This window comes from Bordetella bronchiseptica, from assembly GCF_900636925.1.
In the GTDB taxonomy this organism is placed as follows: domain Bacteria; phylum Pseudomonadota; class Gammaproteobacteria; order Burkholderiales; family Burkholderiaceae_B; genus Bordetella; species Bordetella pertussis.
Genome location: NZ_LR134326.1, coordinates 1,006,488 through 1,020,105 on the forward strand (window position 1 = coordinate 1,006,488; position 13,618 = coordinate 1,020,105).

General features: G+C 70.2%; 9 protein-coding genes. 4 read left to right on the forward strand and 5 right to left on the reverse strand.

Annotated elements, in window-relative coordinates; all coding sequences use genetic code 11:
• Positions 1-189 precede the first annotated feature (189 nt).
• Positions 190-1,062 carry a tRNA threonylcarbamoyladenosine dehydratase gene (locus EL288_RS04770; protein ID WP_019247745.1) on the forward strand — a complete coding sequence of 291 codons (873 nt, stop codon included), beginning with the start codon at positions 190-192 and terminating at the stop codon, positions 1,060-1,062.
• A 155-nt stretch (positions 1,063-1,217) separates the two neighbouring features.
• Here EL288_RS04770 and EL288_RS04775 read toward each other — a convergent pair whose 3' ends face one another.
• Entirely contained in the window at positions 1,218-1,955 is a 738-nt protein-coding gene (locus EL288_RS04775; protein ID WP_033467697.1) for a GntR family transcriptional regulator, read from the reverse strand.
• Positions 1,956-1,957: 2 nt separating this feature from the next.
• On the reverse strand, positions 1,958-3,589 hold the full coding sequence (locus EL288_RS04780; protein ID WP_172607920.1) for an AMP-binding protein: 1,632 nt from the start codon (positions 3,587-3,589) through the stop codon (positions 1,958-1,960).
• A 95-nt stretch (positions 3,590-3,684) separates the two neighbouring features.
• Between EL288_RS04780 and EL288_RS04785 the strand changes: the two genes are divergently transcribed.
• Entirely contained in the window at positions 3,685-4,689 is a 1,005-nt protein-coding gene (locus EL288_RS04785) for a Bug family tripartite tricarboxylate transporter substrate binding protein (RefSeq protein WP_003814290.1), read from the forward strand.
• Complete coding sequence (locus EL288_RS04790) at positions 4,686-5,396, forward strand: SDR family NAD(P)-dependent oxidoreductase (protein WP_010927020.1); 711 nt, start codon at positions 4,686-4,688, stop codon at positions 5,394-5,396. The genes EL288_RS04785 and EL288_RS04790 overlap by 4 nt, the downstream gene beginning before the upstream one ends.
• A 167-nt stretch (positions 5,397-5,563) precedes the next feature.
• Here EL288_RS04790 and EL288_RS04795 read toward each other — a convergent pair whose 3' ends face one another.
• The 3 genes from EL288_RS04795 to uvrA are packed head-to-tail and all read right to left on the reverse strand — an operon-like array spanning position 5,564 to position 13,096.
• The gene (locus EL288_RS04795; RefSeq protein ID WP_003814287.1) at positions 5,564-6,190 is read right to left on the reverse strand and encodes an aminotransferase class IV family protein; all 627 of its coding nucleotides are present in this window, start codon (positions 6,188-6,190) and stop codon (positions 5,564-5,566) included.
• Between the two features lie 55 nt (positions 6,191-6,245).
• Positions 6,246-7,373, reverse strand: coding sequence for an aminodeoxychorismate synthase component I (locus tag EL288_RS04800; RefSeq protein WP_010927018.1), 1,128 nt, complete (start codon positions 7,371-7,373; stop codon positions 6,246-6,248).
• A 5-nt stretch (positions 7,374-7,378) separates the two neighbouring features.
• A complete protein-coding gene (uvrA, locus tag EL288_RS04805; protein WP_003814283.1) occupies positions 7,379-13,096 on the reverse strand; it encodes an excinuclease ABC subunit UvrA in 5,718 nt (1,905 codons plus the stop codon).
• Positions 13,097-13,466: 370 nt separating this feature from the next.
• Here uvrA and EL288_RS24520 point away from each other — a divergent pair, with 370 nt between their 5' ends.
• Entirely contained in the window at positions 13,467-13,595 is a 129-nt protein-coding gene (locus EL288_RS24520; RefSeq protein WP_006226408.1) for a hypothetical protein, read from the forward strand.
• Positions 13,596-13,618: the final 23 nt, after the last annotated feature.

Below are 13,618 nucleotides of genomic sequence, written 5' to 3' on the forward strand. Positions count from 1 at the left end.
GAGGTAGGCGGCCTGTATGGCGCAGGTGGCGGCCAGTTGGCGGCATTTGGCAGCAGTTGGCGCAAGCCTCGCCGTGGGCATGTCCTGGCCTGGCGGCGGCTTTCGGCGCGGTAATGTGTCGTATGTGCAACGTAACCGCCTCGGCGGCGAGTCCGGCCTATCGTCCCGCGTCGGGGCCGGCATGGGAAAATGGCGCCCATGAACTCTCAGCCTTCTGTGATCGCGCCGGCCTGCGAGGCCGATGCCGAACGCCGCTTCGGCGGCTTGGCCCGTCTGTATGGCCCGGATGCGCCGGCCGCCCTGCGCGGGGCCCATGTCGCGGTGGCGGGCCTGGGCGGCGTCGGCTCCTGGACCGCCGAAGCGTTGGCGCGTTGCGGCGTGGGCGCCCTGACCCTGATCGACCTGGACCACATCGCCGAATCCAACGTCAACCGCCAGATCCATGCGTTGTCGGACACGCTGGGGCAGGCCAAGATCGAGGCCATGGCGCAACGCATCGGCCAGATCAACCCGGCCTGCGCCGTGACCCGTGTCGACGAATTCGTCGCGCCCGATAACGTGATGCAAGTGCTGGGCGGTCCCTATGCCGCGATCGTCGACTGCACCGACCAGGCGGCGGCCAAGATCGCCATGATCCTGCACGCGCGCCAGCGCGGCGTGCCGCTGCTGCTGTGCGGCGGCGCCGGCGGCAAGACCGACCCGCTGGCGCTGCGCGCCGGCGACCTGTCCGAAGCCGTCAACGACGCGCTGCTGGCCAAGCTGCGCAACAAGCTGCGGCGCGAGCATGGCTTCCCCCGGGCCTCGGACGCCAACGGCAAGGTCCGCAAACGGGTGCCGCGCATGGGCGTGCGTGCCTTGTGGTTCGACCAGCCCGCCATCCTGCCCGACGCCTGGACCCGCGCCGTCGAGGGCGAGGACGATATGGGCGCGGCCGGGACCCGCGCGGCCCCCCAGGGCCTGTCGTGCGCCGGCTACGGCTCGGTCGTCACCGTGACCGCCGCCATGGGCCTGGCCGCGGCCAACGAAGTGCTGCGATGGGTGGTGGGCAAGCCGGGCGCTTGAGCAGTGGCGCCGGCGCGCCGGTACGCTGCGGTCAAGCGTGCTGGCGTATGACGGGGTGCCTGTCCCCGCTGGGACAGGCACCCGGATTCCTGCGGGAAGAGGCACCCCGGTAAGTTGGCGGGCGCCTGTCCCCATACGGGGACAGGCACGCCTTCTTATGGAAGGAGGTCGAATTCCATCCGCACCTTGTGGAAGGGGAATTCCAGGCGGGCGAAGTAGACGATGCGCGCGTCGATGCAGACGTAGCGGCGCAGTTCGGCCACCGGCGCGGATACGGGAATGCGCAGGGCCTGGGCCGACGCGGCGCCGGCCTCGATGACGTTGAGCACCTGGCGCGCGTGGCTGAGCCGTGCCCGGTAGTGGCGGTCCAGCACGGGCGCGACGGTGCTGGCGCGGATCTCGGCGCGGTGCTTGCGGAACAGCGCGCTTTCCAGGTAGACCTCGCTGAAGCAGAACGGGCCGGCGGCGGCGGTGTGCAGGCGGCGCAGGTATTGGAAGCGGCCGTCGCGGGCGAAGTCGCAGGGTATGCCCAGGTCGTCGGGCAGCGGCTGCTGCGCACTGGATTCGTGCAGCGCCACGGTGCCCAGCTGCCTGCTCAGGGCCACGGTCTCGGCCCAGTTCTTGGGGATGAGCAGCGTGGGGGTTTCGGGCAGGGTGTCCTCGACGAAGGTGCCGCTGCCGCGCGAGCGGCGGATCAGGCCGTCGGCCTCCAGCAGGCCGAGCGCCTGCCGCACGGTCGAGCGGGCGATGCCGTAGCGGGCCGCCAGCGCATCCAGCGGCGGGATCTGCCGGCCGGGCCGCCAGACGCCGGTCTGGATGTGGCCGCGGAATACCGCCGCGGCTTGCAGGTACAGCGGCTGGGGACTGCGGGCAAAGAGCCGGGCGGCGGACATGGTCAGGCGGCAGGCGCGGCGGCGAGCAAGGCCTCGGCCTGTTCGCGCAGCTTGTGTTTCTGGATCTTGGCCGAGTTGGCGCTTTCGACCACCGGAAACGCCTCCAGCACCTGGAAGCCGGCCGGCACCTTGAAACCGGCCATGCCCTGTCTGCAGGCGGCCATCCAGCCGGGCGGATCGGGGCTCGCGCCTGCGTCCAGCAGCACGAAGGCATACGGCACGGTCTTGCCGTCGCGGGTGGCGCCGACGACCTGGCAGGCCCGTATGCCCGGCAGCGCCTCGACGGCCTGTTCGATTTCGGCCGGGTTGACCAGGAACCCGGACAGGCGCAGCGAGTCGCCCATGCGGGTCTGGAACACGAACTGCCGCGTACCCAGGGTGTAGCCGAGATCGCCGGTCCTGAAATAGCCGTCGTCGGTCAGGGCGCCGGCGCTGGCCTGCGGGTTGTCCAGGTAGCCGCGCATCAGGCTGGGCGCCAGGATTTCGATTTCGCCCGATTCGCCATCGGCCAGGATCCGGCCGTCCTGCGGATCGCGGGCGCGCACGCGCGCCTCGGGGTGGATCAATGCGCCGCCGGGCTCGTAGCGCACCGAGACGTCGCCATCGGCCGGTTCGCGCGGCTGCGCCGCCACCAGCGCGATCAGTTCGCTGGAGCCATACAGGCCGGTCAGCGGTACGCCTTGCGCCCGGGCCAGCGGCAGCAGGTCGCCCAGGGCCGGCGCGAAGCTGGCGAAGCCGAACAGCCGCGCCGTCGCGAAGTCGGCCCGTTCGCCGAGGCGGAACATCTGCACCAGGGCCTCGTTGTTGGCGTAGGTATGGGTGACGCGGTGGCGGCGGACGGCCGCCACCGAGCGCGCCGCGTCGAACGCGGGTTCGCATATCACCGGCACGCCGCGCGCCAGCGCGCCCACCAGGGTGGCGAAGCCGAACGCGCCGCAAAAGGGGGCGCTGGCCAGGATGCGGCTGTCGTCGTCATAACCGTACGAGCGCGCGATGGCGTCGCCATGGCGCAGCAGGGTGTCCTGGTCGTGCAGGACGAACTTGGGCAGCGACGTGGTGCCCGAAGTGGTAAAGCACAGCACGCCGGCATTGGGCGCCGGCAAGGGAGCGGGGCCGTGCAGCGCGGCCAGGGCGTGGGCCGCCAGGCCGGCGGGGCCGGGGGTAGCCTGTGCGCCGCTCCCGTCCACGACGATGGCGCCGCGCAGGCGCGCGCGTGCGGCGGGCGGCACGGCGGCCAGGATGCCGGCGAAGTCGATGCCCTTGAAGCCCGGCCAGTAGACCAGCCAGTCGGCCTGGCCGCGCCCGAGAATGTCGCCCAGCTCCTGGGCGCGAAAGCGGGTATTGACCGCGAGCGTCAGCGCGCCCAGGCGGGCGCAGGCCAGGAACATCGTCACCCAGTGCGCGCAATTGGGCAGCCACAGCGCGACGCGCTCGCCGCGGCGCACGCCCAGCGCCGCCAGGCCGCCGGCCAGGTCCAGCACGCCGGCGCGCAGCGCGGCATGCGTGACGGGGCGGTCGCGGTCGATCAGCGCGACGGCCTCTGGGCGCTCGCGGGCATGCGTGTCGAGCCTCGTGGCGAACAGTTCAGCGGCGGGCATGGCGGCCTCCGGAAGGGGCGCAAGCGCGGCACGCATGCGGTTGTCTGCCCTGGACGTTTATGTTTAGATGAATAAAGTACGTATTTACGTACTTTAGAAAAAGCCGGCGACGGATACAAGTGGAGGCAGGCATGAAGCGAACACCTGGGCAGTGGCGCGCGTGCAGGGCGGCAGTCCGCGCCCTTATTGCCGCGTGCATGGCGACGCTGGCGGCGCAGGCAGGCGCCGCGGGCTACCCCGAGCATCCCGTGACGGTCGTGGTGCCGTATCCGCCCGGCGGCGCGGCGGACATCTTCGGGCGCGCCATCGCCCATGCGATGCAGCCGCACCTGAAGCAGACCGTGCTGGTGGAAAACCGGCCGGGCGCCGGCGGCAACGTCGGCATGACGTACGTCACGCGCAGCAAGCCCGACGGCTACACGCTGGGCCTGGGCACCATCGGTACGCAAAGCATCAACCAATTCCTCTACGCCGACATGCCGTACGACCCGGGCCGGGACCTGGTGCCGGTCGCGCTGGTGTCGACCACGCCCAACGTGCTGGCCGTCAGCGCCAGGTCTCCCTACCGCACACTGGCCGACGTGATCGAGGCGGCCCGCCAGCGCAAGGACAACAAACTGACCTACGCGTCGCCGGGCGTGGGCTCGTCGGTGCACCTGACCGGCGCCTATTTCGAGGCCGTGGCCGGAATCAGCCTGCTGCACGTGCCGTTCAAGGGCACTTCGGCCTCCCTGCCGGCGGTCGCGGGCGGGCAGGTCGATCTCCTGTTCGACAACCTGCCCGGCGCGCTGGCGCAGATCAAGGACGGTTCGCTGGTGCGCGGCATCGCCATCACCTCGGCGCAACGCGATCCCTCGGTGCCCGACCTGCCCACTTTCGCCGAGGCCGGCGTCGCCGGTTTCGATGTGACGGCGTGGTTCGCGCTGTACGCGCCGCGCGGCACGCCGCAGCCGGTGGTCGAGCAGCTGGTGGCGGCGGCCCGCCAGGGGCTGCAGGCGCCGGAGCTGGCGCGCCAGTTCGGCGCCATGGGCGCGCGGCCGGGCGACAAGTTCGGCGCGCAATTGGGCCAGTTCGAGCAGGCCGAACGCCAGAAGTGGGGCGAGCTGATCAAGCAACGCGGGATCCGCGCGCAATGAGCCGGCCCGTCGTCCTGGTCACCGGCGCGAGCCGCGGCATCGGCCGCGCCATCGCGCAACGCCTGCTGGCCGATGGTTATGACGTCGTGAACTTCAGCCGCGGCAAGCCGGCCGATGTGCTGCCGGGCGAGCGCTTCGTGCCGGTCGACCTGTCCGACACCGAAGCGGCGCGCCGCGCGGCCACCGAACTGGCGGCGCAGCGAGAAGTGCTGCATCTGGTCAACAACGCCGGCCTGATCGAAGTGGCCGGGATCGACCAGGTGGCGCCGGACGCCATGCAGCGCACGCTGGCGCTGAACCTGGTGGCGCCGCTGGTGCTGCTGCAGGCGCTGCTGCCGGGCATGCGGGCGCGCGGTTACGGGCGGGTCGTCAATATCGGCAGCCGCGCCGCGCTGGGCAAGCCCGGCCGTTCGGCCTATGGCGCCAGCAAGGCAGGGCTGGCCGGCATGTCGCGCACCTGGGCGCTGGAGCTGGCGCCGGCCGGCATCACGGTCAACGTCGTGGCGCCCGGTCCGATCGCCACGGAGCTGTTCAACCAGTCCAACCCGCCGGGCGATCCGCGCACGCGGCAACTGGAAGCCGCCATTCCGGTGGGCCGCGTCGGCCGTCCCGACGAAGTGGCCCATGCGGTGGCCAGCCTGCTCGACCCGCGCGCCGGGTTCATCACCGGGCAGGTGCTGTATGTGTGCGGGGGCATGACGGTGTGAGCGTGGCGGCCAAGTGCGCATGGCGTAGGGCGGGGTGCCTGTCCCCGCGGGGACAGGCACCCTTGCCGCAGCGGGGACAGGCAAGGAGTTTGCCGGTGCCAGTCCGCATGCGGGGACTGGCAAGGAGTTTGCCGGTGCCAGTCCCCCTGCGGGGACAGGCACCGGAGTCAGTGGTATTGCACCTCTATCCATCCGCGCAGGGCGTTGGACAGGCGGATCGATTCGGCGCTGCGCAGGTCCGACATGGTGAGGGTGCGTTCCTGGACTTTGCCCTGGTCGATCAGTTCGGCGCGCTGCACGCCGGGCAGGCAGCCGCTGGCGATGGGCGGGGTGTACCAGCGTCCGCCCAGTTCGAGGTAGACATTGCTGCGGCTGCCTTCGCACAGTTCGCCGTGCTGGTTCAGGTACAGCAGGTCGAACACCCGGGGATGGGATGGCAGCCATTCGATGGTGTGGGCGTACCAGGGGCGGTAGGTCGTCTTGTAGCGCAGCAGCGGCTCGTCGGCATCCAGCGCCTCCGGCGCCAGCATCACTTCCTGGTCGGGCGGCAGCGGCGCCAGCGGCGCGGTCTGGATGTCGTGGCTGCCGTCGCGCGCCAGCAGCAGGCGCAGCCGGTGCGGACCGGGGGCGTGCAGGCCGCGCACGGCGGCCATGATGGCGGATTCGACGGCCGGCTCGTTGCAGCGATACCGCAATGCCTGGCAGGAGGTCAGCAGCCGCGCGAGGTGGCGCCCCAGCAGCGGCAGCTGGCGGTCGGCCGTGACCAGGATGGTTTCGATGAGCTCGGGTTGCATGCGGTTCCTTGCGGCGCGGTGCCCCGGCTAGTGTAGGCCAAGCGGCGCGCCGGCGTCAGCCCAGGATGCGCGCTTTCCAATGGCATTCCTGCCATTCCTGCGCGGCGTCCGAGTCGTGCACGATACCGCCGCCCACGCCGTACACGCCGTGGCCGGCGCGATCCAGCACCAGCGTGCGGATCGCCACGTTGAGCGAGAAATCGCCATCGGGCGCCAGCCAGCCGATACTGCCGCAATACAGCCCGCGCGGCGCCGCCTCCATCTGGCGAATGCGCCGCATCGCGGCGATCTTGGGCGCGCCGGTGATCGAGCCGCAGGGAAACAGCGCGCGCAGCACGTCGGCCAGGCCGGCGTGCGGCGCATGGGCCGAGACGGTCGAGGTCATGGTCCACACGGTGGGGTAGCGTTCCAGCGAGAACAGGGCATCGACCTTGACCGAGCCCGGCGTGGCCAGGCGCCCCAGGTCGTTGCGCAGCAGGTCGACGATCATGAGGTTTTCGGCGCGGTTCTTGTCGCTGGCCAGCAGTTCGCGCCCCAGCCGCGCGTCTTCGGCCGGATCGGCGTGCCGCGGCGCGGTGCCTTTCATCGGGCGCGTCACCAGGCGTTCGCCCTGGCGCGCCACGAACAGTTCCGGCGAGAACGACAGGATGGTGCGTTCGCCGTCCTCGATGTAGGCGCCGTTCCCCACGGGATGGCGCGCCGCGATCTGCCGGTACAGCAGGCGGGGGTCGCCCTCGATGCGCACGTCCAGCGGCTGGGTGTAGTTGACCTGGTACAGCTCGCCCGCGGCGATCAGCTCGCGGATGGCGTCGACCGCGCGCAGATAGTCGTCCCGCGCCATACGCGGCGCGACCGAGACGATGCGCGCCGCCGGCGTGGCGGGCGCGGGCCAGGGCGCTTCGACCTCGGCGCGCTCGAAGGCCAGCGCGGTCAGGCGCGCCCGGCCGTCCTCGCGGGGCGCGGGCGCCGCCCCGGACGCGGGCGCCCGCAAGGCCTCCGGCAGCAGCCATTCGCCCAGTTCGTAGTCGAGCAGCAGCGCGATCCAGCGGCCGCCGGCGCGCGCCCGCTCGATCTCCCGCAGGGCGGGCGCCACGGCGTCGGCGCTGCGCGCCTCGATGCGGATCGGGTCGCCGGCCAGGCGCAGGGCGCGTCCGGCCAGCCGGTCTTCAAAACGGCATTCCATTGCTTCTACTGCTGCAGGAACTCACTGAGTACGCGCCCGGTGTGCGAACGCTCGCGCAAACTTACCACGTGTTCGGGCGAACCCTCGGCCACCAATTGGCCGCCGCCGCTGCCCCCTTCGGGCCCCAGGTCGAGCAGCCAGTCGGCTTCGGCGATCACGTCCAGGTTGTGTTCGATCACCACCACGGTATTGCCGGCTTCGACCAGCCGGTGCAGCACATGGATCAGCTTCTCCACATCGGCCATCGACAGGCCCACCGTGGGTTCGTCCAGCACATACAGCGTGTGCGGCGCGCGCGAGGCGCGCCCGGTGGTGATGACGCCTTCGGTCAGGCGCGCCTTCGACAGCTCCGTGACCAGCTTGATGCGTTGCGCCTCGCCGCCGGAGAGCGTGGGCGAGGGCTGGCCCAGCGTCAGGTAGCCCAGGCCGACGTCCTGCATCAATTGCAGCGGACGGTGGATTTTCGGATGCGCGGCGAAGTAGCCGATGGCGTCGTCCACTTCCATGGCCAGCAGTTCGCCGGCGTTCTTGCCGCGCATCTGCACGCTCAGGGTATCGCTGCTGAAGCGCGCGCCGTTGCATGCGTCGCAGGGCACCTTCACATCGGGCAGGAAACTCATTTCGATGGTGCGCATGCCCTGGCCCTCGCAGATCGGGCAGCGGCCGTCGCCAGTATTGAACGAGAAGCGCGCCGCGGTCCAGCCGCGCATGCGCGCCTCGCGCGTATCGGCGAATTGCTTGCGCACATCGTCCCAGAACCCGACATAGGTGGCGGGACACGAGCGCGGCGTTTTGCCGATGGGGGTCTGGTCGACCTCGAGCACGCGATCGATGACCTCCCAGCCGGTGATGCGTTCGCAGCCGCTCCAGCCCGGCGCCTTGCCCTGCGACACGGCCTGGACCAGGTTGTCCAGCAGCACTTCGCGCGCCAGGGTGGATTTGCCCGAACCGGACACGCCGGTCACCACGCTCAGGCGCCCGATCGGAATGCTGGCGTCCACGCTGCGCAGGTTGTGCAGGCGCGCGCCGTGCACGCGGATCATGGGCGTGTCCGCGGTGACGGCGCGGCGGCCGTTGAGCGGGTGCGCCAGCGGCTTGGCCAGGTAGCGGCCGGTGACCGACTCGGGGGCGTCGATCAGGTCCTGCGCGCTGCCCTGCGCCACCACGCGGCCGCCGCGGATACCCGCGCCTGGGCCGATATCGATGATGTGCGAGGCGCGCCGGATGGTGTCGTCGTCGTGTTCCACCACCACCAGGGTGTTGCCATTGCCTTCCAGGCGCGCCAGCGCGTCGAGCAGGATGCGGTTGTCGCGCGGATGCAGGCCGATGGTGGGTTCGTCCAGCACGTAGCACACGCCCTGCAGGTTGGAGCCCAGTTGCGCGGCCAGCCGGATGCGCTGCGCCTCGCCGCCCGAGAGCGTGGGCGCGGCGCGGTCCAGCGCCAGATAACTCAGCCCGACCTCCTGCATGAAATTGAGCCGGCCGCGGATTTCCGCCAGGATGTCGCGCGCGATCTCGCCTTCGCGGCCGCGCGTGACCAGGCCGGTGAAGAAGGTATGGGCGTCGGAGACGGGCAGCGCAGCCAGCTCGGCGATCGAGCGGTCGCGCCAGCGCACCGCCAGCGCGACGCGGTTCAGGCGCTGGCCATGGCATACCGTGCAGGTCCTGGCTTCGCCTTCGTACCAGGCGTTCCAGGCGGTTTCCTCGCCGGTCTGTTCGGCGTCGAAGCCCTGCAGCTGCAGGCCGGTGCCGAAGCAGCCGCCGCACCAGCCGTGCTTGGAGTTGTACGAGAACAGGCGCGGATCGGGCTCGGGGAAGCTGATGCCGCACGACGGGCAGGCGCGCTTGACCGAGAAGTGCTGCTGTTGCAGATCGCCATCCAGGCCTGCGCGCAGCCGGTCGAGCGGGTACACCACGCTCAGCACGCCCTGCCCATGCTCCAGGGCCTGCCGCACGGCATCGCGCAGCGCCGCTTCGTTGCCGGGGTCGACCACCACATCGGCCACCGGCAGTTCGATGGTGTGTTCCTTGTAGCGGTCCAGGCGCGGCCAGGGGCTGACCGGGATGAAGGCGCCGTCGACGCGCAGATGGGTGTGGCCCTTGCTGCCTGCCCATTTGGCCAGGTCGGTGTAGTAGCCCTTGCGCGCCGTCACCAGCGGCGCCAGCACGCCGATGTGCTGGCCCTTGTGTTCGCGCAGCAGGCGCGCCACGATCTGGTCGGCGTTCTGCGGCTCGACCGCCACCTTGCAATCGGGGCAGTACTGGGTGCCCAGCTTGACGTACAGCAGGCGCAGGAAGTGATGGATTTCCGTCATGGTGGCCACGGTCGACTTGCGTCCGCCGCGGCTGGTGCGCTGTTCGATCGCCACGGTGGGCGGGATGCCGAAGATGGCGTCCACGTCGGGCTTGCCGGCAGGCTGCACGATGGCGCGCGCATAGGCGTTGAGCGATTCGAGGTAGCGCCGCTGGCCTTCGTTGAACAGGATGTCGAAGGCCAGGGTCGACTTGCCCGACCCGGACACGCCCGTGATGACCGTGAACTTGTCGCGCGGGATCTCGACGTTGACGTTCTTCAGGTTGTGCTCGCGCGCGTTGCGGATCTCGATGGACTGGGCCGCCTGGCGGCGCCGGCGCATCAGCGATTGCAGCGGCGTGCCGGCTTCCTCGCCATAGGCGGCGGCCGGCTCGGCCAGCGCGCTGACCGGCGCCACGGGCAGGATGCTGCCTTCGTAGTCGCGCAGCGCCAGGCCGGTATGCGAGCGGTCATTGGCCATCAGGTCCTGCGGCGTGCCCACGCCCACCACTTCGCCGCCGGCGTCGCCGCCTTCCGGGCCCAGGTCGATCAGCCAGTCGGCGGCGCGGATGACGTCCAGGTTGTGTTCGATCACCAGCAGCGTATGGCCGGCGGCCAGCAGCTTGCGGAAGGCGCGCATCAGGCGCGCCACGTCGTCGAAGTGCAGGCCGGTGGTGGGCTCGTCGAACAGGAACAGGCTGCCCTTCTTGGCAACCTTGGCGGTGGAGATGCCGCTGCGCGCCGCCTCGGCCAGGTGGCCGGCCAGCTTGAGCCGCTGCGCCTCGCCGCCCGACAGCGTGGGCACGGGCTGGCCCAGCCGCACGTACTCCAGGCCCACGTCGGCCAGCGGCGCCAGGCCGGTCTGCACGTCGCGCAGTCCCTTGAAGAATTCCAGCGCCTCGCTGACCGTCATTTCCAGCACCTGGTCGATCGAGGCGCTCTTGCCCAGGTGCTCGACGCGCACCTCCAGCACTTCGGGGCGGAACCGCTTGCCGTCGCAATCGGGGCAGCGCAGGTAGACGTCGGACAGGAACTGCATTTCGACGTGCTCGAAACCGGTGCCGCCGCAGGTCGGGCAGCGTCCGTCGCCGCTGTTGAAGCTGAAGGTGCCGGCGGTGTAGCCGCGCTCCTTGGACAGCGCCGCCTGGGCGTACAGCTTGCGGATCGCGTCGAATGCGCCGACGTAGCTGGCCGGGTTGGAGCGCGCCGTCTTGCCGATGGGCGTCTGGTCCACCATCACCACGTCGGCGATCTGCTCGGCGCCCAGCAGGCGATCGAACGCGCCGGGCGCTTCGGACGGCTTGCCCTTCTGCTTGAGCAGGGCGGGGTAGAGCACGTCCTGCACCAGCGTCGATTTGCCCGAGCCGGACACGCCCGTGACGCACACCAGTCGGCCCAGCGGCAGTTCGATCGACACGTTGTTCAGGTTGTGCGCGGTGGCGCCTTCGAGGATGAGCCGCGGCGTATTGTTGGCCACCGGCATGGGCCGGGGGGCCTCCACGCGCTGGCGCCCGCCCAGGTAATCGCCGGTCAGGGTATTGGCGGCGCGCAGCTGTGCCGGCGATCCGTCGAACACGATGCGTCCGCCGCGCTCGCCGGGGCCGGGGCCGATATCGATGATGCGGTCGGCGGCCACCATGACCTGCGGGTCGTGCTCGACCACCACCAGCGTGTTGCCGGCGTCGCGCAGGCGGTGCATGACCTCGACCACGCGATGCATGTCGCGCGGATGCAGGCCGATCGAGGGCTCGTCCAGCACGAACAGCGTGTTGACCAGCGAGGTGCCCAGCGCCGTGGTGAGGTTGATGCGCTGCACTTCGCCGCCCGACAGCGTACGGCTCTGGCGGTCCAGCGTGAGATAGCCCAGCCCGACGTCGCACAGGAACTTCAGGCGCGCGCGCACTTCGGTCATCAGCAGGTCGGCCGCGGCGTCCAGCACGCCCTCGAAGCGCAGGCCGTCGAAGAAGCGGCGCACGCGTTCGATGGGCAGCTGCATCACATCGTGGACGGACAGGCCGTCCAGCGCCTCGAGCTGCGGCCGGCTCCAGCTGGTGCCGGCCGGCATGAAGCGCTGGTAGCGGCCTTCGCCTGGCGGCAGCACCGCATCGGCCTCGGCGCGGCTGCCCAGGCGCCACAGCAGGGCGTCGGGTTTCAGGCGCGCGCCGTGGCAGGTGGGGCAGGGGGTATAGCTGCGGTATTTCGACAGCAGCACCCGCACATGCATCTTGTAGGCCTTGCTCTCCAGCCACGCGAAGAACTTGTGCACGCCGTACCACTGCGTCTTCCAGGCCTGGTTGCCGCCTTTCCAGTCGGGGTCGCCGTGCAGCACCCAGCCGCGCTGTTCGGGCGTCATGGATTTCCATGGCACCGACAGCGGGATGCCGGCGCGCGGCGCGTACTTGACCATGTCGTCCTGGCATTCCTTGAACGAAGGCGTCTGCCACGGCTTGATCGCGCCTTCCAGCAAGGTCTTGTTCTCGTCGGGAATCACCAGCCCGATGTCGATGCCGATCACCCGCCCGAAGCCGCGGCAGGCTTCGCAGGCGCCCAGCGGCGAGTTGAACGAGAAGCTGCTGGGCAGCGGATCGGTGTATTCGATGTCGCAGTCGGCGCAGTGCAGCCGGTCGCTGTATTTCCAGACCGCCTGGTCGGCGCCGCCTTCCTCGCCCATGGCGTACACCGCCAGATGGCCCGCGCCCATGCGCAGCGCGGTATCCAGCGCCTCCATGACGCGCTCGCGCTCGGCTGCGGCAAAGCGGAAGCGGTCCTGCACGACGTGCAGGATGCGGCGCGCGACCGGCGCGGCGCCGTCCTTGGCGCCCTTGGCGCTTTTGCCGCGGCGCGCCTTGGGCGCGGGCGCGGCGGCGCTGGCGGCTTCCTCGGCATGCACGCGCGTGTAGCCCTGCTGGTCGAGGAAGCCGCGCACCTCGTCCTCGGTGAAATTGGCCGGCACCGCGATGGGGAAGGTCACCACCAGGCGCGGATCTCCCAGCGCGGCCGCGCGCCCGGCCAGCGAATGGAACACCGACTCGGGCGTATCGCGCCGCACCTGCTTGCCGCAGCCGCGACAGTACAGCCGCGCGCCGCGCGCGAACAGCAGCTTCAGGTGATCGTTGAGCTCGGTCATGGTGCCGACCGTGCTGCGCGAGCTGCGCACCGGGTTGGTCTGGTCGATGGCGATCGCCGGCAGGATGCCTTCGATGCGGTCGACCTGCGGCTTGTCCATGCGGTCGAGGAACTGGCGCGCGTAGGGCGAGAAGGTCTCGACGTAGCGGCGTTGTCCTTCGGCATACAGGGTGTCGAAGGCCAGCGAGCTTTTGCCCGAGCCGGACACCCCGGTTACCACCACGAGTTCGCCGGTGGCGATGGTCAGGTCGAGGTTCTTGAGATTGTTCTGGCGGGCGCCAACGATGCGGATCTGGGAGCTCATGGGGCGTAATCGTAGCCTGAGGGAGGACAGCGGCGGAGTACGGGCTGCGCCGCCATGCGGGAACGCGGCGCCGGCGGGCAGTCAACGGCCGGACCGTTGCCTTGCCAGCGCCGCAGCGTCCGGATTTTCTTGCTGTATAAATAAACAGTATCGCAGATTTTCCTGATGTCTTGCTGGCCAGGATCCAGGAAGACTGTCCGATGGGGCGTGACCGCCGGTGGCGCCGGCCTGGCCGGGCCCATGCTCCCTCGCGGCTTGGCGGCCCCGCCTGTTTCAGGCTAGAATGCCGAGTTATTCAGATTTTCGCCGTCGCCTTTTCGCGCCTGCAATGGCAGGGGCGGGCGCGGCGGCCACCCCACTGGAGATCATCATGGCCGAACGCAAACGCGTGCGTCGCAACACCCTGGAACGCCGTTGCCTGGGCAAGGCTTTCAAGCGTCTTTTCGTGAAGTCGCCCAAGGGCGTTTTCAAGATGCTGGAAAAGATCAAGCGCGTGTAAGTTGCGTTGCTTGCAGGTAAAAA

Excerpts from the sequence above, each read along its gene's own strand:
- EL288_RS04800 (WP_010927018.1), bottom strand. The coding sequence starts at position 7,373 with ATGGAATGCCGTTTTGAAGACCGGCTGGCCGGACGCGCCCTGCGCCTG.
- EL288_RS04790 (WP_010927020.1), top strand. The coding sequence starts at position 4,686 with ATGAGCCGGCCCGTCGTCCTGGTCACCGGCGCGAGCCGCGGCATCGGC.
- EL288_RS04775 (WP_033467697.1), bottom strand. The coding sequence starts at position 1,955 with ATGTCCGCCGCCCGGCTCTTTGCCCGCAGTCCCCAGCCGCTGTACCTG.
- uvrA (WP_003814283.1), bottom strand. The coding sequence starts at position 13,096 with ATGAGCTCCCAGATCCGCATCGTTGGCGCCCGCCAGAACAATCTCAAG.
- EL288_RS04770 (WP_019247745.1), top strand. The coding sequence starts at position 190 with ATGGCGCCCATGAACTCTCAGCCTTCTGTGATCGCGCCGGCCTGCGAG.
- EL288_RS24520 (WP_006226408.1), top strand. The coding sequence starts at position 13,467 with ATGGCCGAACGCAAACGCGTGCGTCGCAACACCCTGGAACGCCGTTGC.
- EL288_RS04785 (WP_003814290.1), top strand. The coding sequence starts at position 3,685 with ATGAAGCGAACACCTGGGCAGTGGCGCGCGTGCAGGGCGGCAGTCCGC.
- EL288_RS04780 (WP_172607920.1), bottom strand. The coding sequence starts at position 3,589 with ATGCGTGCCGCGCTTGCGCCCCTTCCGGAGGCCGCCATGCCCGCCGCT.
- EL288_RS04795 (WP_003814287.1), bottom strand. The coding sequence starts at position 6,190 with ATGCAACCCGAGCTCATCGAAACCATCCTGGTCACGGCCGACCGCCAG.